Source organism: Georhizobium profundi, assembly GCF_003952725.1.
Taxonomy (GTDB): domain Bacteria; phylum Pseudomonadota; class Alphaproteobacteria; order Rhizobiales; family Rhizobiaceae; genus Georhizobium; species Georhizobium profundi.
In genome coordinates this window covers 3,127,532-3,149,408 of the sequence record NZ_CP032509.1, presented here as the reverse complement: position 1 = coordinate 3,149,408, position 21,877 = coordinate 3,127,532, and the positions used below count along the sequence as shown (strand labels likewise).

Annotated in this window: 22 protein-coding genes; 11 read left to right on the top strand and 11 right to left on the bottom strand. The window is 62.3% G+C overall.

The features are described from left to right. The first annotated feature begins 168 nt into the window (after positions 1 to 168). From D5400_RS15160 to gmk, 5 genes are all read left to right on the top strand, one after another. Complete coding sequence (locus D5400_RS15160; RefSeq protein ID WP_126010775.1) at positions 169 to 405, top strand: acyl carrier protein; 237 nt, start codon at positions 169 to 171, stop codon at positions 403 to 405. A 115-nt stretch (positions 406 to 520) separates the two neighbouring features. Continuing rightward, positions 521 to 1,783: a beta-ketoacyl-ACP synthase II gene (fabF, locus tag D5400_RS15155; protein ID WP_126010774.1), complete on the top strand. Its 1,263-nt coding sequence runs from the start codon at positions 521 to 523 to the stop codon at positions 1,781 to 1,783. A gap of 182 nt (positions 1,784 to 1,965) precedes the next feature. Then, on the top strand, positions 1,966 to 3,198 hold the full coding sequence (mltG, locus tag D5400_RS15150; protein ID WP_126010773.1) for an endolytic transglycosylase MltG: 1,233 nt from the start codon (positions 1,966 to 1,968) through the stop codon (positions 3,196 to 3,198). Positions 3,199 to 3,256: 58 nt separating this feature from the next. Next, complete coding sequence (locus D5400_RS15145) at positions 3,257 to 4,141, top strand: YicC/YloC family endoribonuclease (RefSeq protein ID WP_126010772.1); 885 nt, start codon at positions 3,257 to 3,259, stop codon at positions 4,139 to 4,141. 13 nt (positions 4,142 to 4,154) lie between these two features. Continuing rightward, a complete protein-coding gene (gene gmk, locus D5400_RS15140; protein ID WP_126010771.1) occupies positions 4,155 to 4,814 on the top strand; it encodes a guanylate kinase in 660 nt (219 codons plus the stop codon). 82 nt (positions 4,815 to 4,896) lie between these two features. On the opposite strand, the gene rsmA is transcribed toward gmk, so the two are convergent. The 6 genes from rsmA to lptF form a co-directional block, all read right to left on the bottom strand. Then, positions 4,897 to 5,730 (bottom strand): 16S rRNA (adenine(1518)-N(6)/adenine(1519)-N(6))-dimethyltransferase RsmA, encoded by an 834-nt coding sequence (gene rsmA / locus D5400_RS15135; protein ID WP_126010770.1) that lies wholly within the window; start codon positions 5,728 to 5,730, stop codon positions 4,897 to 4,899. Further along, complete coding sequence (pdxA, locus tag D5400_RS15130) at positions 5,727 to 6,707, bottom strand: 4-hydroxythreonine-4-phosphate dehydrogenase PdxA (RefSeq protein ID WP_126013370.1); 981 nt, start codon at positions 6,705 to 6,707, stop codon at positions 5,727 to 5,729. Before pdxA ends, rsmA begins: the two co-directional genes overlap by 4 nt. A gap of 46 nt (positions 6,708 to 6,753) precedes the next feature. Next, entirely contained in the window at positions 6,754 to 7,713 is a 960-nt protein-coding gene (locus D5400_RS15125; RefSeq protein WP_126010769.1) for a SurA N-terminal domain-containing protein, read from the bottom strand. A gap of 130 nt (positions 7,714 to 7,843) precedes the next feature. Continuing rightward, a complete protein-coding gene (locus D5400_RS15120; RefSeq protein ID WP_425364932.1) occupies positions 7,844 to 10,177 on the bottom strand; it encodes an LPS-assembly protein LptD in 2,334 nt (777 codons plus the stop codon). A gap of 23 nt (positions 10,178 to 10,200) precedes the next feature. After that, complete coding sequence (gene lptG / locus D5400_RS15115; protein WP_126010767.1) at positions 10,201 to 11,286, bottom strand: LPS export ABC transporter permease LptG; 1,086 nt, start codon at positions 11,284 to 11,286, stop codon at positions 10,201 to 10,203. Between the two features lies 1 nt (position 11,287). Then, positions 11,288 to 12,484, bottom strand: a complete 1,197-nt coding sequence (gene lptF / locus D5400_RS15110) for an LPS export ABC transporter permease LptF (protein ID WP_126010766.1) — start codon at positions 12,482 to 12,484, stop codon at positions 11,288 to 11,290. 343 nt (positions 12,485 to 12,827) lie between these two features. On the opposite strand from lptF, the gene D5400_RS15105 reads away from it, so the two are divergent. From D5400_RS15105 to D5400_RS15090, 4 genes are all read left to right on the top strand, one after another. Further along, a complete protein-coding gene (locus D5400_RS15105) occupies positions 12,828 to 14,318 on the top strand; it encodes a leucyl aminopeptidase (RefSeq protein WP_126010765.1) in 1,491 nt (496 codons plus the stop codon). A 7-nt stretch (positions 14,319 to 14,325) separates the two neighbouring features. Beyond that, positions 14,326 to 14,778 (top strand): DNA polymerase III subunit chi, encoded by a 453-nt coding sequence (locus D5400_RS15100; protein ID WP_126010764.1) that lies wholly within the window; start codon positions 14,326 to 14,328, stop codon positions 14,776 to 14,778. Between the two features lie 31 nt (positions 14,779 to 14,809). Further along, on the top strand, positions 14,810 to 15,799 hold the full coding sequence (gene corA, locus D5400_RS15095; RefSeq protein ID WP_126010763.1) for a magnesium/cobalt transporter CorA: 990 nt from the start codon (positions 14,810 to 14,812) through the stop codon (positions 15,797 to 15,799). A gap of 103 nt (positions 15,800 to 15,902) precedes the next feature. After that, positions 15,903 to 16,124 carry a hypothetical protein gene (locus tag D5400_RS15090; protein WP_126010762.1) on the top strand — a complete coding sequence of 74 codons (222 nt, stop codon included), beginning with the start codon at positions 15,903 to 15,905 and terminating at the stop codon, positions 16,122 to 16,124. Between the two features lie 66 nt (positions 16,125 to 16,190). Here D5400_RS15090 and D5400_RS15085 read toward each other — a convergent pair whose 3' ends face one another. Then, positions 16,191 to 18,068, bottom strand: coding sequence for an ABC-F family ATP-binding cassette domain-containing protein (locus D5400_RS15085; protein ID WP_126013367.1), 1,878 nt, complete (start codon positions 18,066 to 18,068; stop codon positions 16,191 to 16,193). 174 nt (positions 18,069 to 18,242) lie between these two features. Here D5400_RS15085 and D5400_RS15080 point away from each other — a divergent pair, with 174 nt between their 5' ends. Both D5400_RS15080 and ndk read left to right on the top strand, forming a co-directional pair. Next, positions 18,243 to 18,932 carry a glutathione S-transferase family protein gene (locus D5400_RS15080; protein ID WP_126010761.1) on the top strand — a complete coding sequence of 230 codons (690 nt, stop codon included), beginning with the start codon at positions 18,243 to 18,245 and terminating at the stop codon, positions 18,930 to 18,932. A gap of 108 nt (positions 18,933 to 19,040) precedes the next feature. After that, a complete protein-coding gene (ndk, locus tag D5400_RS15075; protein WP_126010760.1) occupies positions 19,041 to 19,463 on the top strand; it encodes a nucleoside-diphosphate kinase in 423 nt (140 codons plus the stop codon). A gap of 101 nt (positions 19,464 to 19,564) precedes the next feature. Here the strand turns inward: ndk and D5400_RS15070 are convergent, their stop codons facing one another. The 4 genes from D5400_RS15070 to pgsA form a co-directional block, all read right to left on the bottom strand. After that, positions 19,565 to 20,305 (bottom strand): phosphoadenylyl-sulfate reductase, encoded by a 741-nt coding sequence (locus tag D5400_RS15070; protein ID WP_126010759.1) that lies wholly within the window; start codon positions 20,303 to 20,305, stop codon positions 19,565 to 19,567. Between the two features lie 129 nt (positions 20,306 to 20,434). After that, positions 20,435 to 20,914, bottom strand: a complete 480-nt coding sequence (locus D5400_RS15065) for a molybdenum cofactor biosynthesis protein MoaE (RefSeq protein ID WP_126010758.1) — start codon at positions 20,912 to 20,914, stop codon at positions 20,435 to 20,437. Positions 20,915 to 20,920: 6 nt separating this feature from the next. After that, positions 20,921 to 21,178 (bottom strand): molybdopterin converting factor subunit 1, encoded by a 258-nt coding sequence (gene moaD, locus D5400_RS15060; RefSeq protein WP_126010757.1) that lies wholly within the window; start codon positions 21,176 to 21,178, stop codon positions 20,921 to 20,923. Beyond that, the gene (gene pgsA / locus D5400_RS15055) at positions 21,175 to 21,759 is read right to left on the bottom strand and encodes a CDP-diacylglycerol--glycerol-3-phosphate 3-phosphatidyltransferase (RefSeq protein ID WP_126013364.1); all 585 of its coding nucleotides are present in this window, start codon (positions 21,757 to 21,759) and stop codon (positions 21,175 to 21,177) included. The genes moaD and pgsA overlap by 4 nt, the downstream gene beginning before the upstream one ends. Positions 21,760 to 21,877: the final 118 nt, after the last annotated feature.

Sequence of the window (21,877 nt, the reverse complement as noted above, 5' to 3'; positions counted from 1 at the left end):
GCACCTTGGCCAGCGCGGCCCGAAGTGAACGGCGGTAGCCGTTCATGCCGATCGAATGTGGTTCACCAGGCGCATCCGTGGCAATTCATTGCCAAGTACAACTTGATTAGCACTGTTGCTGGCTTTAACGAGGCAGCACCGAACATAAAGAAGGTCGAGGAAACCGACATGAGTGATATCGCAGATCGCGTGAAGAAGATTGTTGTCGAGCATCTTGGTGTTGAAGCCGATAAGGTCACCGAAGGTGCCAGCTTCATCGACGATCTTGGCGCAGACAGCCTCGACACCGTCGAACTCGTCATGGCGTTCGAAGAAGAATTCAGCGTCGAAATCCCGGACGATGCTGCCGACACGATCCTGACGGTTGGCGACGCCATCAAGTACATCGAGAAGCAGCAGGCCTGATCCTGGCTCTCGCGGAGACCGCCGCGCGCATGTCGCGGCGGATCCGGACATCACGGCGGCGCGTTCTTGCCGTCGTGCCCAACGATAAACGCTGGACATGACGGATCGACAGGCGATGAGACGCGTGGTTGTCACTGGAACCGGTATGGTGTCGCCCCACGGCGCGGATACCGAGACCACCTGGAAGCGTATTCTGGACGGCAAGAGTGCCGCTCGTCGCATCGAGGAATTTGAGGTCGATGACCTCGCAGCAAAGATCGCCTGCCGCATTCCGCTGGGCGACGGTTCGAACGGGACGTTCAATCCTGATGACTGGATGGACCCCAAGGAACAGCGCAAGGTCGACCCTTTCATCATCTACGCCGTCGCGGCAGCCGAACAGGCGCTGAACGATGCCGACTGGCATCCCGAATCCGATGAAGACCAGATCGCTACCGGCGTTTTGATCGGCTCGGGAATCGGTGGCATCGAAGGCATCGTGGAGGCCGGCTACACGCTGCGCGATCGCGGTCCCCGCCGTATTTCCCCATTCTTCATTCCCGGCCGCCTGATCAACCTCGCCTCCGGCCAGGTCTCGATCCGCCACAAGCTGCGCGGTCCGAATCACTCCGTCGTCACTGCTTGTTCGACCGGCGCCCACGCCATCGGCGACGCGGCGCGCCTCATCGCGCTCGGCGATGCGGATGTCATGGTGGCAGGCGGCGCGGAATCGCCCGTCAGCCGCATCTCGATTGCTGGCTTTGCCGCCTGCAAGGCGCTGTCCACGCAGTTCAACGATGAGCCTGAACGCGCATCGCGCCCCTATGACAAGGACCGCGACGGTTTCGTCATGGGCGAGGGCGCCGGCATCGTGGTGCTGGAAGAGCTGGAGCACGCCAAGGCGCGCGGCGCCAATATCCTCGCCGAAGTGGTCGGCTACGGCCTTTCGGGCGATGCCTATCACATCACGGCTCCCGCCGAGAACGGCGACGGTGCTTATCGCTGCATGATGGCTGCGTTGAAGCGCGCCGGTCTCGATGCATCCGATATCGACTACATCAACGCCCACGGCACCTCCACCATGGCCGACACGATCGAGCTCGGCGCTGTCGAGCGCCTGCTCGGCGATGCGGCCGGCAAGGTCGCCATGTCGTCGACCAAGTCGGCGATCGGCCATCTGTTGGGTGCAGCCGGCGCGGTGGAAGCCATCTTCTGTGTGCTCGCCATCCGCGACAACATGGTGCCGCCGACGCTCAATCTCGACAATCCGAGCCGCGAAAGCGCGATCGATCTCGTGCCGCACAAGGCCAAGGCCAAGCAGGTGGATGTCGCGCTCTCCAATTCGTTCGGCTTCGGCGGAACGAATGCATCGCTGGTGATGCGCCGCTATCAGGCCTGATCCGGCACCGCGGTTCCCTGTCGATATCCCGCTTTTGACACAATGCTTTCGTTTAGAGCAGGCGTGGAATCGGCTAGAAGTGGCACCTCCAGGGCCATGGGAAGCCATCGCCATTCTTTGAGATCGAAGCTTCTGCTGGTGTCGCTGCCTTTCTCCTCCAAAAGGGAGATCAGCGACCGGGCATGAACACAAGCGACCAGGACCACGACGTCATGACAAGCCAAGACACGACGCCGGGCGAGAAGGGGCCGATCATCCCCAAATCGGCCAACGAGGCATTGAAGCCGGAAAAGGCCGCGCCTCCGCCGCCGAAACGCTCACGCCGCGCCCGCAGCCAGCCTGTCATCTTCATGAACTTCGTGCTGTCGCTCATCGTCGTCATGGTGCTCGGCGCCGGCGCCGTTCTCTATTTCGGCAAGGTCGAGTTCGAATCGCCTGGCCCACTCGCCCAGGCGACCACGTTCGAGGTGCGCGAAGGCGCCGGTATCATCGAAATCGCCAACGGGCTGGAGCGCCGCAACATCATCTCCGACGCGCGAGTCTTCCGCTACGGGACAGAGGCCACGATCGGCAACGATACGCTGAAGCACGGCGAATACGAAATCGAAGCCAATGCCTCCATGCGCGAGATCATGGAACTGCTGCGCTCGGGCGAAGGCATCCAGTATGCTGTCGCCGTCCCGGAAGGCCTGACCGTCTACCAGGTATTCCAGCGCCTTGCCGCTCATGAGATGCTCGAAGGCGATCTGCCGGAAGCGTTGCCGGCGGAAGGTTCGCTGATGCCGGACACATACAATTTCCGTCGCGGTACCACCCGCCAGAGCATCATCGATCAGATGACGGCTGCTCAGACCGCGTTGGTCGACCAGATCTGGGAGCGGCGCGATCCGGATCTTCCGATCGAGACCAAGGAAGAGTTCGTCACGCTGGCATCGATCGTGGAGAAGGAAACCGGCCGGGCCGACGAACGGTCGCGCGTTGCCGGCGTCTTCATCAACCGCCTGCGCGAAGGCATGCGCCTGCAGTCGGATCCGACGATCCTCTACGGCATTTTCGGTGGCGAGGGCCGTCCGGCCGACCGGCCGATCTACCGGTCCGATATCGACACGCCGACACCCTACAACACCTACACGATCAACGGTCTGCCGCCTGGGCCGATCGCCAATCCGGGCCGCGCGTCTCTTGAGGCTGTGGCAAATCCGTCGACCACCGAAGATCTCTACTTCGTCGCCGATGGCACAGGCGGACACGCTTTCGCGCGTACGCTCGACGAGCACAATCAGAATGTTGCCCGCTGGCGCCGCATCCGGGCTGAGCAGGAGGCTGCTGCAGCCGCCAACCCGGAGGACCCGGCCGACGAGATTGCGCCGATGGATGACGGCCAGGGCGACTACGAAGGCGAAATCATCGAGTGACGGCTAGGATCAGGCCGTCCGCTACTCTCCCAGATCATGACGAACGGGGCTCCAGGCGATGTCACTTCAATCGATGACCGGCTTCGCGCGTAGCGAGGCCGTTTCGGGTCGCCTGCGCTTTGTCTGGGAAATGCGCTCGGTCAATGGCAAGGGCCTGGATCTGCGGCTTCGTCTGCCGCCGGGCTTTGATCGCCTGGAGACCGAGGTTCGCGCGCGGCTGGCGGCGCGCTTCAATCGCGGCAACATCCAGGTGAGCCTGAATGTCAGCGGCGACCGGGCCGCAGCGGTGCCGGTCGTCAACGCGGAAGCGTTGGCGATCGTTCTGAGCTTCGCCGAAGTGCTCAAGACGAAGATCGATGCGACACCGCCCTCGATTGACGGGCTTCTTGCGATCAAGGGCGTGGTGGATCTCAAGGAACCCGAGGACAGCGAGGAAGATCAGGCTGCCTTCGCGCGTGCCGCGCTGGACGCGCTCGATCGCGGCGTTGCCGATCTTGTCGAGGCACGGGCGTCCGAAGGCGCAGCTCTCCGCAGCGTTCTGGAAGGTCATCTCACGACGATCGAAACGCTTGCCAACGGGATTGATGCCGATCCCTCTCGCAGTCCCACCAACATTCGCCAAAGGCTGGAAGCCCAGGTCGCGCAGCTGACATCAGCCGGCAGCCTCGATCCGGAGCGCCTGCACATGGAAGCAGTGCTGCTCGCTGCCAAGGCCGATCTGCGCGAAGAGCTCGACCGCCTGCAGGCGCATGTGGCTGCCGGCCGCGAGCTGTTGTCGAAGGGCGGGCCGATCGGCCGCCGACTTGATTTTCTTGCGCAAGAATTTAACCGCGAAGCGAATACGATCTGCTCCAAGTCCAATGCCGTTTCTGTGACAGCCAATGGCATGGAATTGAAAGTGGTGATCGACCAGCTGCGCGAGCAGGTTCAAAATATTGAATAGAACGGGGCAGGGCATGGCGGAGTATCAGCTACCATCGGCGGCGATCACGAGACGAGGGCTTATGCTTGTGCTCTCGTCGCCTTCTGGCGCCGGCAAATCGACGATCGCGCGCAACCTGCTCGAAACGGATCCTGGGCTCTCCATCTCCGTCAGCGTGACGACTCGAAAGCGGCGCGGCAACGAGATCGAGGGTGTACACTACCACTTCATCTCCCAGCGCGAATTCGAACGGCTGCGTGATTCCGGCGCGCTGCTCGAGTGGGCGCAGGTGCATGGCAATTTCTACGGCACGCCGCGCGAGCCCGTCGAAGAGGCAATGGCCGAAGGCCGCGACATGCTGTTCGACATCGACTGGCAGGGCGCGCAGCAATTGCAGGAAAACATGCGCGCCGACGTCGTGTCGGTCTTCATCCTGCCGCCCACCATGGCAGAACTCCGTTCCCGGCTGCATCGCCGGGCAGAGGATGCCGAGGATGTGATTGCGACGCGCCTGACCAATGCGCGCGACGAAATCGGGCATTGGCGCGAATATGACTACGTCGTCATCAACGACGATCTGGACCGCGCCTTCCCGGCCGTGCAGGCGATCGTGAAGGCGGAACGCCTGCGCCGCGACCGGCGCCCGGGCCTCTTCGATTTCGTGCAGGAGCTGCTGGGCCAGGACGCCCAGTAGAGCGTTTCCAGGTGCAGTGGACACCGGTTCACCGTCCGCAAACGCGACAAATCAAAAACTGCTCTAGACGCCGTTTTTCGTGTCAGAGCAATCGGGCGAGCCGGCAGAATTCCTCGACACTCAGCGTCTCAGCGCGGCGTGTGGGTTCGATCTCGGCCTTGGCGAGCAGCGCTTCTCCACCAAGCGGCTTCAGGCTCTGACGCAGCATCTTGCGACGCTGGCCGAAGGCTGCCTGGGTAACGCGTGCCAACGCGTCGCCGTCGCATGGGATCGGGTGAGGGCGCGGCACGAGATGAACGACCGATGAGGTGACCTTTGGCGGCGGCGTGAAGGCCTGCGGCGGGATGTCGAAGGCGATGCGCGCATCCGTGCGCCAGCCAGCCAGCACACCAAGGCGTCCATAGGCATCACCATCCGGTTCCGCGACGATCCGGAGCGCCACTTCCCGCTGGAACATCAGCGTCAGCGATTCGTAGAAGGGCGGCCAAATGGGTCCGGTCAGCCAGTTGACGAGCAATTGCGTGCCGACATTGTAGGGCAGGTTCGCCACGATGCGCAGCGGCCCCGTGTCAGTCGCCTGAACCGAATAATAATCGAAGGCGAGCGCGTCGCCCTCAATTACCTCCAGCTTACCGGGATAGTGATCTGCGATTTCGGCAAGCGCCGGCAGACAGCGCGGATCGCGTTCGATCGCAACGACCTTTGAAGCGCCAAGCGCCAGGAGCGCGCGTGTCAGGCCGCCGGGGCCAGGGCCGATCTCGATCACCGTCACGCCTTCGAGCGGACCGGAAGCGCGCGCGACCTTCTGGGTCAGGTTCAGGTCGAGCAGGAAGTTCTGGCCGAGCGCCTTCTTTGCCGCAAGCTCGTGGCGGGCGATGACGTCGCGAAGCGGCGGCAGGCCATCGAGCGAGCTCACGCGTGCCTCGACGACATGTCATCCGCCATACGGATCGCCGCAATCAAGCTATCGGCACGGGCGACACCCTTGCCAGCAATATCGAACGCCGTGCCGTGGTCGGGCGAGGTACGCACGAAGGGCAGGCCAAGCGTGACATTGACGGTATCGTCGAAGCCGAGCGCCTTGGCGGGGATCAGCGCCTGATCATGATACATGCACACGGCGACGTCATAACGCGCGCGCGCGGCATCGTGGAACATGGTGTCGGCGGGCAGGGGGCCCACTGCATCGATGCCAAGCACTTGCAGATCGACAATAGCCGGGCCGATGATCTCGATTTCCTCGCGACCCATTGTTCCGCTCTCGCCCGCATGCGGGTTCAAGCCCGAGATCGCAATGCGCGGCTCGGTCAGTCCGAAGCGCGTCTTCATGTCGTCGGCGGTGATCTTCACGGTCTCGACGATCAACGCCCGCGTCAAAGCCTTCGGGACTTCGCTGAGTGCGATGTGGATGGTGACGGGGACCGCTTTGAGCTTCGGTCCGGCGAGCATCATCACCGGTGTGATCAGTCGGCCGCTCATGTCCGAAGCGCGCGCCGCCAGAAATTCCGTGTGCCCGGGAAAGGCAAAGCCTTCGCCGTAGAGCACCGACTTGGCGATCGGGTTGGTCACCATGGCGCGCGCGACGCCACAAAACGTCATGCAGGCCGCGCGGTCGATCGCTTCCACGATCGCGGCAGCAGCCAGTGCGCTGGGTTGGCCCGGAGAAGCGGGTGCTGCATTGCGGAGCGGGATGACTGGGAGAGCTTCGTCGAAAACGCTGGCGACGTCCTCGTTGCCGATCTCCTTGATCGGAACATCCAGGCCAAGCAGGGTCGCCCGATCGCGCAGGACCTGAGGATCGGCGAGGACAGCAAATTTCGGCAGCGCGAGTTCGCGCCGCTTCAGATAAGCGTCCAGCGTGATGTCCGGTCCGATGCCTGAAGGATCGCCCATCGTCAGGACGATGGGATGCGTGGAATTGCTCACAAGGGATCGTCTTCTAGCGATAGCTGACGGCAGCTTTCGCCTTCAGCTCCTCAAGGAACCGCTGCGAATTTTCCTGGCTGGCCTGGTTTTCCTGGTCTTCGGCGCGGAAGACCATTTCGGCTGCACGGTCGTCCGATACCTGGCGAGCCTGGCACACAGCGATGAATTCGACGCCGCGCTCCGTCGACCGCACCGCCGTGGTGCCGCCTTCGGAGGTGCTTTCGATCTGCGATTTCCAGTCTGCCGGCAGCTCCGGCTGCATGAACCGGCCGAGTTCGCGAATGGAAACGTCACGCAGCGAAGCTGCGAATTGCGTGCTGGCGGCGCAACCGGGGAAGCGTGCGCGTGCCTGCTCGGCCTCGCGCTGGCGCTGGCTCAAGATCGCGCTGCGCTGCGCGGCAGGCACGACGAAGATCACCTGCTGAAGGATGTATTCGGTGGTGGTCGGCTTGTTGTCGCCGCGCTCCAGCATGCGCGCCACGAGATCCTGCTGGCTCATCCGGCCACCACTGCCGCCCTGTCCGGCGTAGCGTGCATTGACGACGCGCGGCCAGGTCATCTGCGCGCGCACGAAGCCGCGGAAATGATCCATGCCGACGCCGGCCTGGTTCAGCACCTGCGTCAATTGCTCGATGCTCAGATTGTTGCCGCTGGCAAAGCTATTGACCGACTGCGTGACCTGGTCGTCGCTCACCACACCGCCGATCCTCGCTGCTTCCTGCATCTGGATGGCTTCGTTTACGAGCTGTTCTCGGGCTTTCTCGTTCAGATTGCCCGTCTCACGCTGCAGCCTGAGAAGTCCGACCCGGCGCTCGACGTCGCCCGTGGTGATCGCCTGGTTGTTCACGACGACCGCGATCGAACTCGCTGCCACTGCAGGGGCATGCGGAAGAACCGTCGCGGTTGCAGTCAGAAGCGCCAGGGCAGCCGCCGCCAAGGACGTGCGCGCAAACCGCTTGTGCCTGTCGATCATGGGTCGTGCTCCAGAAATCATGAAATGTCGCTGCATTCGATCTTTGTACTATGACGCCGCGCGGTCCGAGATGGAAGGCGCAGGCGGTGTCTTGGTCGACCGATGGGGCGATTTCAAGGCTTTAACGCACTCAGAATGCGCCAAACCGATCCAAAGCGCCGCCCGAACTGATGTCGCCGAGCGTCCGGAAGGTCAATTGCGCACCGACGCTCCAATCCGAACCGGAAAGCTCGCGCTCATCGCGTTCTTCGATATAGGCGATGCGGAACGTGAAGCACTCGTCGTCATAGCCGAAGCCGATCGCCGAAGTGGTGAGGACGCCCTCGCGCGCATCGTAGGAGGCCGCACCGAAAACGCTCCAGTTTTCGGCAAAGCGCAGCGCGCCGCTGCCGCGCACTTCATAACGGTCGACGTCGAAATTGTATTCGGGCTGTTCGCGCTGGTACGTCACGCCACCTTCGAGCGACACCGTCTCGTTGGCGTAGGTGGCGCCGGCATCGAACCGGTTGATGTCCATCGTCTCCTTGCTGAAACGGGATCCCGCGCGGAAGCCGAGATCGGCTGGCGTCATCAGCGCCACTTCGCCGACAAAGTCGGAGACATCCGTTTCCAGGCCGGAATTGGCCCCTGCATTGACGAAGTCGTCGCTTGCGAAGGAGTTGACGCCGCCGAGATGGTAGGACTGGCCGACGACCGCGTTTAGCGAATAGCCATTTGCGAAGCTGCCCGTATAGCGCAGGCCGAGATTGGCGCGCGTGCCGCCTTCGATCCGGTCATAGCCTGAGAACTTGTCGCGTTCGAAAAGCGTGGTTGCGTCGAACACGAAGCTCTGGGCGTCTTCGTTGGGAAGCCTGCCTGCCATCTGTTCGTTCGGACGCACGAAGAGCTGACCGATCGGCTCGATGATGTGGGATGAGCCGGAACCGGGTGAGGTCAGCAGCACCGGATAGCGCGCTTCCACGCCGGCCGTCGCCATCGAACGCGCGTCGAAATCGTTGACCGCCGGAGTGAAGGCGGAAATCGCGCTCGTCTCGTCGAGCTCGCTGGAGTGAAGATCGCCGCGAAGCGCGAGAATCGGTGTGATCACGAGGCCGGAACCGGTCACGACGCTGCGCTTCCACTCGGTCTCACCCGTCAGCCGCGACGTCGTGCCGTCGATGCCCCGGATGCGGTCACGGCCAGTCCCCGGAAAATTCTCGAAATCCGCTCGGGTGCGGGTCAGGCTCGCCAGGTTCACGTCTGCCGTCAGCTCACCGCCGAAGACAGGGTCGCCAGCCGTGTAATTGTAGTCGAGCGACGGGTGCACGAAGGGCTGTTGCGCATCTTCGATGTCGGTCAGGCGCGGCGACTGCACGTCGAAATACATGCCGCGCAAATCGAAGTAATTCCGGTCGCGAAGGCCGGTCAGATAGACCTCCGACGTTTCGCGCTCATTGTTGAAATAGTCGATGCCGTAGGTCTGGCCGAAATTGCTGTCGGATTGCACCGTCAGGTCCCAGCCATAGGACCAGCTTTCGTTGATGTTGAACCGGCCGGTCGTGTTGAAGAGGCCGCGTGCATCCTCCAGACGGTCGACCGTGCGCGCGTCGAAATCTTCCGGGCTCAGCTGGTAGATGCCGGCCGCACGGACCGTGACGTCGCCTGTTGCGAACCGGCGGCGAAACTCGGCTTCGGTGAGGAACCCCTGCGCACTGTAGCCGGTCACGGCAACGGTCGCATCCATATGCGGTGTCAGGGCGAAGTAGTAGGGCACCGTCACGCCGAGATCGAGCGTACTCGAAAACGAAACCGACGGTGACAGGAAGCCGGAGACGCGGCGGTTCTGATAATCCGGAACGACCAGATAGGGCAGGTAGGCGATCGGGCGACCGAACAGCTCGAAGCTCGCCTGCTCCAGCCGAATCGTCTGGTTTTCGCCGTTCTGGATGACGCGCCGGGCCTTGATCTGCCAGAGCGGTGCCTTGCTCGGATCTTCTTCGCATATGTTGCAGGCCGTGTAGGTGCCGTTGTTCAGCGTCGTCTGCGTGCCGCCAGTGCGCTCCGCACTTTCGGCAACGAGGCGGGTGTTGTCCGGCGTCTCGATGCGCAGCGCGTTGACGAAGCCATCGGCAAAATCGTCCGTCAGGTCGAGCTCATCGGCATAGATGCGGTTGCCGCCCGGCTCCACCAGTTCGATGCCGCCGACCGCCATCAGGCGGCCCGTCCGCTGGTCGTATTCCACGCGGTCTGCCACCATCTGGTAGCCGTCATAATCGATCTGCACCGCGCCCTGCGCAATCACGCGCTCGGAATCGAGGTTGTAGAGCAGTTCGTCGGAGCTGAGGAGAAACCGGGCATCCGGATCGGCGCTGGCGAGCACCGACTGTTCCTGGGCATGCAGCACATGGGTCAGTGTCAGCGAGGAAACGCCAAGCAGCAACGCAGCCGCGCCGGCCTTCAAGCCGAAACGCACTGACACATCAATTCTGCCGAACGCGACGCGCACCACTAACCGTCCTCCTTGTGCAGGAGCACGGTTACTCCGAGGGCAAGCGCCACGAAGACCGGCAGCCATGCTGCAACAAACGCTGGAATTGCCCCTGACTCCCCGAAGGTCCTGACCAAAACAGAGACGACATAAAGCACGAAGCCTGCAACGATACCACCCAAAATGACGCTGCGTGCCTGCCCGAAGCGAGCGAAAGTCAGCGAGACTGTCGCGGCGATCACAGCCATTGCGGCGATCAGAAAGGGTCTTGCCAGAAGTATCTGAAATTGTGTGGAAAACTGCGCGGCCGAAAAGCCGAGCGAACGGGCCACCTCGATCTTTTGCGGCAACGCCCAGATCGAGACCGATTCAGGGTCTGTCAGCCGCTCCTGCACATAGGCAGGCCGCAGGCTCGTGGGGACGTCGATCATGCCGATCTCTTCCGGCTCCGCCCCCGCCCGGAAACGCCGTGCGCCATCCACAGCCCAATAGCCATCTTCGAGCGCGGCACTTTCTGCTTCGATGCGCGAATCGACGGCGCCTTCCTGGTCGAAGAACACCATGGTGACACCGAACATCACCAGCCCGCCATCAATCGCGCCTCGGGCACCGATGATCATCTCCTGATCACCGCTCTTCTGGCGCAGCCAGGGAACGATGTTGTCGGAGGAAGGCGCCTGATTGCGGTTGAAGATCACGCTTTCGAGAAACTGTGCCTGCGTGAAGCCGGCCGACGCCAGCGGATTAAAGACGGCGACGGCGAACACGCCTGCTGTCAGCGCCGCCGCACAGATTGGCAGCATGAATTGCCAGACCGAAACGCCGACCGAACGGGCGATCACCAGTTCATAACGCCGGTTCAGCTGAACCAGCACGGTGATTGCGGCGAACAGTGCCGCGAAGGGCAGTGCCTGCTCGGCAAAGCCCGGTGCGCGATAGATCGACAGAAGCGCGACGTCGAAAACGGAGATGCCTTCGATATCCGGCACGCGCTCCAGCAGCACCGTGAGGTCGATGATCAGGATCAGCGAGAAGATGCCGAACATGATCGCCGTCAGCGTGACGAGGTATCGAACGTAGAAATAGAGATTGAGTGTGCGTCCCATGTCAGTTCTGCGCTCCGCTCTTCACGGAGGCGGCGGTCGCACGCCGACTGATGGCAACGAATCGGTCGCTGACCAGCTCGACCAGGCGCGCAACCGGTCGCGGCAATGCAGGTCTGATGTCCTTGGCAAGCAGGAAGAGCAACAGCCCGCCCACGGTCAGCGGCAGAATGTAAAGCAGCGCGATGCCGAATGCCGATTGAGCGGCGATGTCTTCGAGCAGATAGGACGCCAGGAAATAGGTGACGCCGAGGGTGAGCGCGGTGGCGGTCATCGTGCCGTTCACTTCGCGCGACGTGCGCGCTTCGCCGGCCACGAGCACACCGATGAGGCCCATGATCACGGGAAGCGTCCAGTTCGTCATGCGCTTATGCAGCTCGGCGGAGAACTCGCGCGGATTTTCCTGGAAACGCGGGTTTTCCGGGTCGGGATTGAAGAGATACGGCGTCGTCTGGTCCTTCGGAAAGACGATATAGGCGCCCGCGGCCGGCGCGAAGGCAGACAGGTCGAATGCGTAGGACGCGAAGCGCACGATGGAGACGGCGTCGCTGTCCGTATCGCGCTGGTGCAGTTCGCCATCGCGCATCAGCAGCAATTGTCGCCCCTCAGTGTCTTCGGCGATCGCCGCCTCGCGGGCGAAATAGGTGAGTTCCTGGTCCGGATCGCGCCGATCGGCGATGAACAGGCCCCCGAAGCCGCCGTTGCGCACGCGTTCGGCGATATGCACCGTCAGCCCGTTGTCGATCGTCTGGAACGTGCCTTCCTGCAAGAGCGACGTCAGAAGATTCGCGCGCACTTCCTCGATGAAGGTGCGGAACTCTTGGCGCGAGTAGGGTGTGACGCCGTTTTCGAGAATGAAGGATACCGCGCCTGCAAGCAGGCCAAGGATGAGGACCGGCATCACAATCAGGCGCTTGGGCCCGCCGGACGCCTTGATGACCGCCATTTCCGAATCGGCATTCATAGCCTTGAAGATCTGGACCGTCGCGAGCAGCAGCGCGAAAGGCATGATGAGCGGAATGACCGAGGGAATCAGCAGCGTCGCGACATAGAGGAAGCTGACGATCGTGGAGCCGCTATCGGTCGCGACGTTCAGCCTGTTCAGGCCCTGGACGATCCAGACGATGGCGGTGATCGCTGTTAGAGTTCCGAGGAACGTGGTGGCGATCCGCCGGAAGATGTACCACTCGATCAGCTTCATCGGGCCTGTTTTTCATCACTCTGGTCGTGATGCAAGCCGGCCGATCGGGAGGCATGAGCATCCGTCAGCCTGTAACTCTGCATCTTGCCCCGCCAAGCGCTGCCGATAGTCGCGCCGAATGGCTAAAACTTGGCGAAGAAACACGGTAAACGAAGTGTATTCCTCGATCCGTGGCACGCATGCATCTTGGGCGGCATTGCTTTTCACGTTTCGTTGAACAGCGTTTCGTCCATTCCGTCGGGGAGGTCTCAGCGCGCAGTTGCAGGTGCTGCGCCCTTGCCTTCGAGCCTGAAAAATCCGACACCTCGCTTCACAGTCTCATTGAAGGGAATACCGTCGCGCCATGACCAGTAAACTCAGCATCGCCTTCGCCAAATCCGCCAAGTCCAACGAGGGTGTCGCGGTTTTTCTCGCTCCAGCGAAGGATCGGCTTCCGGCATCTCTCGCTGCGGTAGATCCGGGCGGCGTCGTGGCCAAGGCTGCCGAGATCGCCGAGTTCAACGGTAAGTCGCTGAGCGCGGTGGACGTGCTGGCGCCTGCGGGTGCCACGACAAACCGCATCATGGTGCTCGGAACGGGCGAAACCCCGACGCACAACGACTGGACCGATCTTGGCGGTGCGCTTGTCGGGCGCCTGAAATCGATCCGCAACGTCACCGTCTATCTCGATGTGGATGGCGTGGAGACCGGTGCGTCTGCCGCCGCCAATTTCGCATTGGGCATGATGCTGCGCAATTACAGCTTCGACGGTTACAAGACGAAGAAAAAGGACGACGACAACGGCAAGTCGGAAGAAGGCGATGTGTCGGTCACGATCGTGACGCCGGATGCGTCCGCCGCCAAGAAGGCCTATGCCGAGTTCTCCGGCACGGGCGAGGGCGTGCTTCTTGCACGCGATCTCGTCAACGAACCGGCAAACGTGCTCGGACCCGTCGAATTCGCTAAGCGCGCATCGGAGCTGGAAGCACTCGGCGTCGACATCGAAATCCTCACCGAGAAAGAGATGAAGAAGCTCGGGATGGGTGCTTTCCTCGGCGTCAGCCAGGGATCGTCGCGCCCGCCGCGCATTGTCATCATGCGCTGGAACGGCGGCGAGAAGAACGCCGCACCAATCGCCTTCATCGGCAAGGGTGTCGTGTTCGACACGGGCGGCATCTCGATCAAACCCGCAGCCGGTATGGAAGACATGAAGGGCGACATGGGCGGCGCTGCGGCCGTCACCGGCCTGATGCATGCCCTGGCATCGCGCAAGGCCAAGGCGAACGTGGTCGGCATGATCGGGCTTGTCGAGAACATGCCGGATGCCAACGCCCAACGCCCCGGCGATATCGTAACATCCATGTCCGGCCAGACGATCGAGGTGATCAACACCGATGCCGAAGGCCGGCTCATCCTGTGCGACATGCTCTGGTACTGCAACGATCGCTTCAAGCCGGGCTTCATGATCAACCTCGCGACGCTGACGGGCGCAATCCTGGTCGCGCTCGGCAATCATCACGCCGGCCTGTTCTCCAATGACGACGTTCTGGCGGAACGCCTCTCGGAAGCCGGCGAAACGACGCGCGAGAAGGTCTGGCGCATGCCGCTCGGCAAGGACTACGACAAGATGATCGACTCGCGCTTTGCCGACATGAAGAACACCGGCGGTCGCTATGCGGGCTCCATCACGGCCGCGCAGTTCCTGCAGCGTTTCGTCGGCAAGACGCCCTGGGCGCATCTCGACATCGCAGGCACGGCGATGAGTTCGCCGCAGACGGAGATCAACCGGTCCTGGGGGTCAGGCTACGGCGTCCGCCTGCTCAACGAACTGGTGCGCGCCCACTACGAAAACTGATTGGGCGATGACTGAAATCCTGTTCTACCACCTGACGGAATCCCGCCTCGAGCAGGCTTTGCCCCCGCTGCTGGAAAAGAGCCTCGAGCGGGGTTGGAGGGTGGTGGTGCAGGCTTTGGACGATGCCCGTCGCGATGCGCTGGACACCGTCTTGTGGACCTACAGCGACGACAGCTTCCTGCCGCATGGGCTCGATACCGAAGTGCATGCGGACAGGCAGCCGATCGTGCTGACGGCAGGGCAGGCGGAGGCTGTGAATGACGCCACCGTCCGTTTCATGGTCGATGGCGCGTCGCCGCCGGACTTGTCGGGTTATGAACGTGTGGTCTTCATGTTCGACGGACACGATGATCGTCAGTTGGCGACGGCTCGCGATCAGTGGCGACGCCTGAAGTCCGAGGGCCATGCCCTGACCTATTGGCAACAGGGCCCAGGTGGCCGCTGGCAGAAGAAAGCCTGAGCGACGGCGCCAGGATGGGTTGGAAGTCGACATGATCACCACGTATCGGCTCGTCGAAGGCAAGCTCGAAGCCACGCCGCACGAAGCCGGCGCAGACATCTCCAGGGAAACTTTCGAGGCGGCCGTCTGGATCGATTGCCAGTCTCCGACGCTTGCCGAAGACATGATCCTGCGCGACGCGACCGGGATCGATATTCCGACCCGCGCTGAGATGGATGAAATCGAGACGTCGAGCCGGCTCTATAGCGATGGCAACGCCGCCTACATGACGGCGATGTTGCCCTCCGCGACCGATACGCAAAATCCGGTCACTCTGCCCGTCACCTTCATCCTCGCGCCACGGCTTCTCGTGACCGTGCGCCATCACGAGCCGCGCGCATTCTTGAGCTTCGCGTTACGAGTTCAGAAACTGCCGATGGACGGACGCGATGCCATCGCCGTTCTGGCGGGCCTTCTCGATGCCGTGATCGATCGGATCGCCGATATTCTCGAGGTCGTGGGCAAGGACATCGATGCGATCTCGAAGGACATTTTCGCCAACGCCTCGACCGGCCCCACCAAGGGCAGGGACTTCCAGTCCATCCTGAAGGCCATCGGCCGGCAGGGCGATCTGCTTTCGATGCTGCGCGACAGCCTTGCGACGCATGACCGGCTGTTTTCCTTCTTTGCCAATGTCGCCAACCAGCGTCACTGCGATCGCGACACCAAGGCTGCGATCAAGACGCTTTCTCGCGACGCAGTGTCCCTGTCGGACCACGCATCCTATCTGTCGCAAAAGATCGTCTTCCTGCTCGACGCGACGCTGGGTCTGATCTCGATCGAGCAGAATGCCATCATCAAGATATTCTCGGTCGCAGCCGTGATATTCCTGCCGCCGACGCTGGTCGCCTCTGTCTATGGGATGAACTTCGAGTTCATGCCCGAATTGAACTGGGCCTATGGCTACCCCTATGCCTTGGGGCTGATGGTGTTTTCGGCTGTCGTACCCTATCTCTTCTTCAAGCGGCGGGGCTGGCTCTGAGCTTTTACGCTCTGTTATGTATGTCTTTTCACATATGCAGAACGTGATTTGCGCGGCCGGTGTCAGCACGGGCACTATGCATCTTTCCCCGAGGAGATGCGCCATGATTGCTGTGAAGCTTGAGCCGGATCCTGTGATGGAATTGATTGCGGACTACTGCGCAGGAAATCATGCCGGTGGTTGGCCTCTGTCCCTATCGGAGGGCGTGGCGACCGTTCGCCGGTGGCAGCCGAACCTAGCCATGACCGATCAGGAAATCAGGACGCGCGTGGCGAAATTCGCCGTCGGCCGCGGCCTGAACGTGCATTTCGACCAGCCGGTCTGAAGTCCAAATTCGATAAGAATGCGAGCGGGCCGGAAGCGGTCGTCGTCAGTCGATGGCGACCGCTTCTTAATATTCCGCTGACAGCGTCAGCCACTGCTCTTCGGCGTCGACAAGCCGTCTTTCGCAGTCGGTCCGTTCCTTGCCAAGCGCGACGATCCTGGCCTTGTTGTCATAGACTGCCGGATCGGCAAGTTCGGTGTCGATGGCCAGTATCCGCTTCTGCAGCTTGGCGGTCGCCGCTTCCAGTTCACCAATCTTCTTCTTCAGTGGCGCCATTTCCTTGCGGCGATCGGCAGCAGCCTTACGCTGGTCGGACTTCGAGCGCTGCGCTTCGGCAGCGGCCTCTTCGGCAAGACGACGCTTGTCGGAATTCTTGGGCGAGCCGCCGACGATCAGGTTGCGGTAGTCTTCCAGATCGCCGTCATAGGCCTTGACCGAGCCGCCGCCGACGATCCACAGCCGTTCGACCGTCGCTTCGATGAGATGGCGATCGTGTGCGATCAGAAGCACGGCGCCGTCGAAATCGTTGAGCGCCTCGACAAGCGCCTGGCGGCTGTCGATGTCGAGGTGGTTCGTCGGTTCGTCGAGGATAAGCAGGTTGGGCCCCTCGAAGGTCGCAAGCCCCATCAGGAGCCGCGCCTTCTCGCCGCCTGATAGATCCTTGGCCGGCGTATCCATCTTCTCGGTCACGAGCCCCATCTGTGCGACGCGCGCACGCACCTTGGCTTCCGGCGCGTCCGGCATCAGGCGGCGGATATGCGCGACCGCGGAATCGCCCGGGATGAGGTCATCCAGCTGGTGCTGAGCAAAGAAACCGATCTTCAGCCCCGGCGCGACGGTCATTTGACCATCGGCGAGGTCAAGTCGGCTGGAAATCAGCTTTGCGAAGGTGGATTTGCCGTTGCCGTTCGAGCCGAGCAGCGCGATACGGTCGTCGGCATCGATGCGCAGATTGAGGTGCCGCAGGATCGGCTGCCCGGGAGTATATCCAACCGAACCGCTCTCGATCGCGATGATGGGCGATGCCACCACCTTTTCCGGCGCCGGGAAGGTGAAACCGGCGACATGTTCCTGCGATACGGCCGCGATCTCGCCCATGCGCTCCAGCGCCTTGAGGCGCGATTGTGCCTGGCGCGCCTTGGACGCCTTGGCACGGAAGCGCTCGACGAAGGATTCCATGTGCTTGCGCTTGGCCATCTGCTTCGTGCGCGCTTTGGTTTGAAGTTCCTCCGCTTCCGCTTTCTGGCGGGCGAACTGGTCGTAGCCGCCGCGATAGAAGGTGAGCTTCTTGTGCTCCAGATGCACGATCGAATTGACGGCCTTGTTCAGGAGGTCGCGGTCGTGGCTGATGATGATGACCGTGTGCGGGTAGCGCCGCACATACTCCTCGAGCCACAACGTGCCTTCGAGGTCGAGATAGTTCGTCGGCTCGTCGAGGAGCAGCAGGTCGGGCTCGGCGAACAGCACGGAAGCGAGCGCAACGCGCATGCGCCAGCCTCCGGAAAAGCTCGATGCGGGTCGCTTCTGCGCAGCCTCGTCGAAACCGAGACCAGAGAGAATGCTAGCGGCCCGCGCTTCGGCCGAATGCGCGTCGATATCGACGAGACGCGTCTGGATGTCGGCAATGCGGTTGGGATCCGTCGCCGTCTCGGCTTCTACCATCAGCGCGGCGCGCTCCTTGTCGGCCGAAAGCACGATGTCGAGCAGAGCGTCCTCGGTCGCGGGTGCTTCCTGCGCAACGCCGCCGATGCGTGCGCCTTTCGGCACATGCACGAAGCCGCTTTCAGAGGCTAGGTCGCCGGTGATCGCCCGGAAAAGGGTGGACTTGCCGGTTCCGTTGCGCCCGACGAGGCCCGCCTTCGTGCCCGAAGGCAGTGTGACCGAGGCATGGTCGATAAGAAGGCGCCCGGCGATGCGGAGCGAGAGGTCGCTGATCTGAAGCATGGCGGCTTCTTGGCTGATGGAGGCGTTCTTGGCAAGGAGCGTTCCAGCGAAGGCCCGGCGTTCGGCAGGAAGAGGGGGCATGCGGCGCATCGCATGTTATGGATGCGGTGACAGCACCATGGCATAGGCACTGATGTTGCCCATCTGTGGGCCAGCGCAGAGGGAGATCGCTGCATGACCATTCAACTCTACGAACTCGTTGGCAGTGACTCCGCACGCCCCTTCAGCCCGCATTGCTGGAAAGTCGTGATGGCGCTCGCCCATAAGGGGCTCGCGTGGGAAAGCCGGTACGTTCCCTTCACCGAAATTCCGAAGATCGAAGATGGCAGCGGCATCGTGCCGGTCATCCGCGACGGAGATGCGACCGTGTCCGATTCCTTCGCCATCGCGCTGCATCTGGAAAGAACGCGACCCGATGGCCCTTCGCTGTTCGGCGGACCGGGCGGCGAAGCGATGGCCCGGTTCGTCGAAGCTTGGTGCCAGACGCAGATTCACGCGATCATCGGCAAGGCGGCGATCATGGACGTGCATGACGCGCTGGCGCCCGATGACCAGGCGTTCTTTCGCAACAGCCGCGAAGCCCGCTTCGGCATGCCGCTGGAGGAAACGCGCGAGCGCGGGCTGTCGGAACTCGGCAAACTGAATGCGAGGCTGGAGCCCGTGCGCGCCATGCTGCGCCACCAGCCCTTCATCGGTGGCGCAAGTCCGCTTTTCTCCGACTACATCCTGTTCGGCGCTTTCCAGTGGGCCAGGATCATCATGCGCGAGCCGCTGCTCGGCCATGATGATCCGGTGCTGGACTGGTTCGAGACCTGCCTCGATCTACACGGCGGGATCGGTCGCGCGGTGCCGGCCGCCGCCTGAGCCCAGCCGCCGTCTCGTCGTCGTGTCTTGTGTTCGCAACACTTGGCGGCTATGGAGGCCGCCAAATTCTCCCAACATTCCGTCAAGCAAAAGAACAGGGAAAACCTCATGGCGATCGAACGCACCTTTTCGATGATCAAGCCCGACGCAACGAAGCGCAACCTCACCGGCGCCATCACCAAGATGCTGGAAGACGCCGGCCTGCGCGTCGTCGCTTCCAAGCGCGTATGGATGAGCCTGCGCGAAGCCGAAGGCTTCTACGCGGTCCACAAGGATCGTCCGTTCTTCGGCGAACTGACCGAATTCATGTCGTCGGGCCCGACGATCGTTCAGGTGCTGGAAGGCGAGAACGCCATCGCCAAGAACCGCGAAGTCATGGGCGCAACCAACCCGAAGGATGCTGCAGAAGGCACCATCCGCAAGGTGCACGCGCTCTCAATCGGCGAGAACTCGGTGCACGGCTCCGACGCTCCCGAGACCGCAGCGGAAGAAATCGCTTACTGGTTCTCCGGCACCGAAATCGTCGGCTGAATCGATTTCTCGGCAGCAGGCGCCAAGCCGCTGTCGTAGTTACAGAAAACCCCGGGGCCCAGGTCCCGGGGTTTTTTGATGTCGGATGCCGGATCGCTGGGTCAGGCGGCTGGCAGGGCCGAGGCGGCACCGGCGACATGCAGGCCGCATTCGCGCTGCTCGTCGCGTTCCCACCACCAGCGGCCGGCGCGCTCGTCTTCGCCGGGCTTGATGGCGCGGGTGCAGGGCGCACAGCCGATCGACGGATAGCCGCGCAGGTGGAGCGGATTGACCGGAATGCTGCGTTCCGCAACACGAAGCCGGATATCTTCGAGCGACATGTCGGCGAGCGGATTGATCTTCAACAGTTCCCGATCAGCATCCCATTCGGCAAAGGGCACGCTGCCGCGCGCCGCCGACTGGCCACGCCTCAGTCCGGTGATCCAGATATCGGCACCCGCCAGCGCCCGACCGAGCGGTTCCACCTTACGGATGCCGCAACAGGCGTGGCGTGCTTCGACGCTTTCGTAGAACCCGTTCATCCCGTAGGTCGCCACGAACTGGTCGACCGCGCTCGGTTCCGGAAGGAAACGCTCGATCGAAATGCCGTAACGCGCCTCGGTCTCCTCGATCAGATCCACCGTCTCGTCGAAAAGGCGCAGTGTGTCGAGCGTGACGATCCGCGCCGAGGGCAGGGCGCTCACGAGCGCATCGGTCACCACCTGATCCTCGATACCGAGGCTGGTCGTGAAGACGATCGAGTGGCCGGCGCTTTGCAGCCACGCCAGCCGGTCTTCCAGCGGCAGGGTGCCGAACAGGCAGGAGATGTCGCCGATCAGGACATTCGCTTCGTCGCGTCGCATGTTCACTCCAGTGCTTCTTCGCGCCGATTTTCGCTCTTTATCGGCGATCGACGGCGCGAAGACGAGGCAACCCATCCTTCGAGCAGCGCTCTTTGAGAAAAAGCCTACGCCTGAAGGCAGGCTGACGGGTCAGCTTTCGCCGCCGACCTTTTGCCAGCGAAGCCGTGCCTCATCGTCGGCGTCGCGCGCAGCCACCCATTCGCCGGCTTGGCCGCTTGCGGCGTGCTCCTTCTTCCAGAAGGGCGCCGAGGTCTTCAGGTAATCCATCAGGAAATTTGCACCATCGAATGCCGCCTGCCGGTGCGACGAGGCGGTGACCACGAGCACGATGTTGCCGCCGGGAGCGATCTTGCCACAGCGGTGGATGGCGGTGAGACCGCTCAATCCGAACCGGGCGATGGCTTCGTCGGCGATGCGGCGGATTTCCGCCTCGGCCATGCCGGGATAATGTTCGAGCTCTAGCGCCGAGAGCCGGCCGTTCTCATCGCGGCAAAGGCCCGTGAACGTCACCACCGCGCCGATATCGGTGCGCCCCGATGCCACTGCTTCGATCTCTGCAGCGACGTCGAAATCGTCAGCCTGAACGCGGATGGTCGGTGTAACGGCCATGGCTCTTCATCCGCCGGTCATCGGCGGGAACAGCGCGATTTCACGCGCATTGCCGATCGGCTCGCGATGGTCGGCATGCTCCTGGTCGAGCGCCACTCGGATCACATGGGCGTGCTGCAGCGCTGCCTCGTACTCGTCGCCCTGCGTCTGCAGATAGGCGAGAAGATCGCTGACGCTGACGACACTTTCGGGCAGTTCGCGCTCTTCTTCGGACTTGCCGATGCGCTCGCGCACCCAAGCGAAATAGATGAGCTTGCGCTTCATTCGGTCACCACATGCTTCAACCCGGCCCGGAAATAATCGTAGCCGGTGTAGATCGTGATCAGCGCCGCTGCCCACAGCAGCGCGATACCAAGTTCGGTGGTGTAAGGCAGGATCTTGTCGCCCGCAGGGCCGGCGAGAAGGAAGGCAAGCGCGACCATCTGGATTGTCGTCTTCCACTTGGCGATGCGCGTGACGGGCACGGACACCTTCAGGGCTGCCAGATATTCGCGAAGGCCAGACACGAGAATTTCGCGGCAAAGAATGGTGATCGCGGCCCAGATCGTCCATCCGGCGATCGTGCCGTCCGCTGCCATCAGCAACAATACGGACGCTACGAGCAGCTTGTCGGCAATGGGATCCAGCATGCGGCCAATATTGGATGACTGATCCCAAAGGCGCGCGAGATAGCCATCGAGCCAGTCCGTGAGCGACGCAATCACGAAGATCACGAGCGCCGACCAGCGGGCGAAATCCGACCCGTGCAGCCGGCCTTCGACGAAGAAGCACAAGACGATCAGCGGCACCGCCAGGATGCGACCGTAGGTCAGAAGATTTGGGATGTTGTAGACCGGCGAGGCCATGGTCACCTTCAATTTCAAAGTGGTGCCAGATGAACGGTCGATAGCCATGGCGTCAACCTCCATTTTGTCCGAACCGGGCCGCGTCCGTCCAACCATCGCAGAGCTGCGCAACGGACTG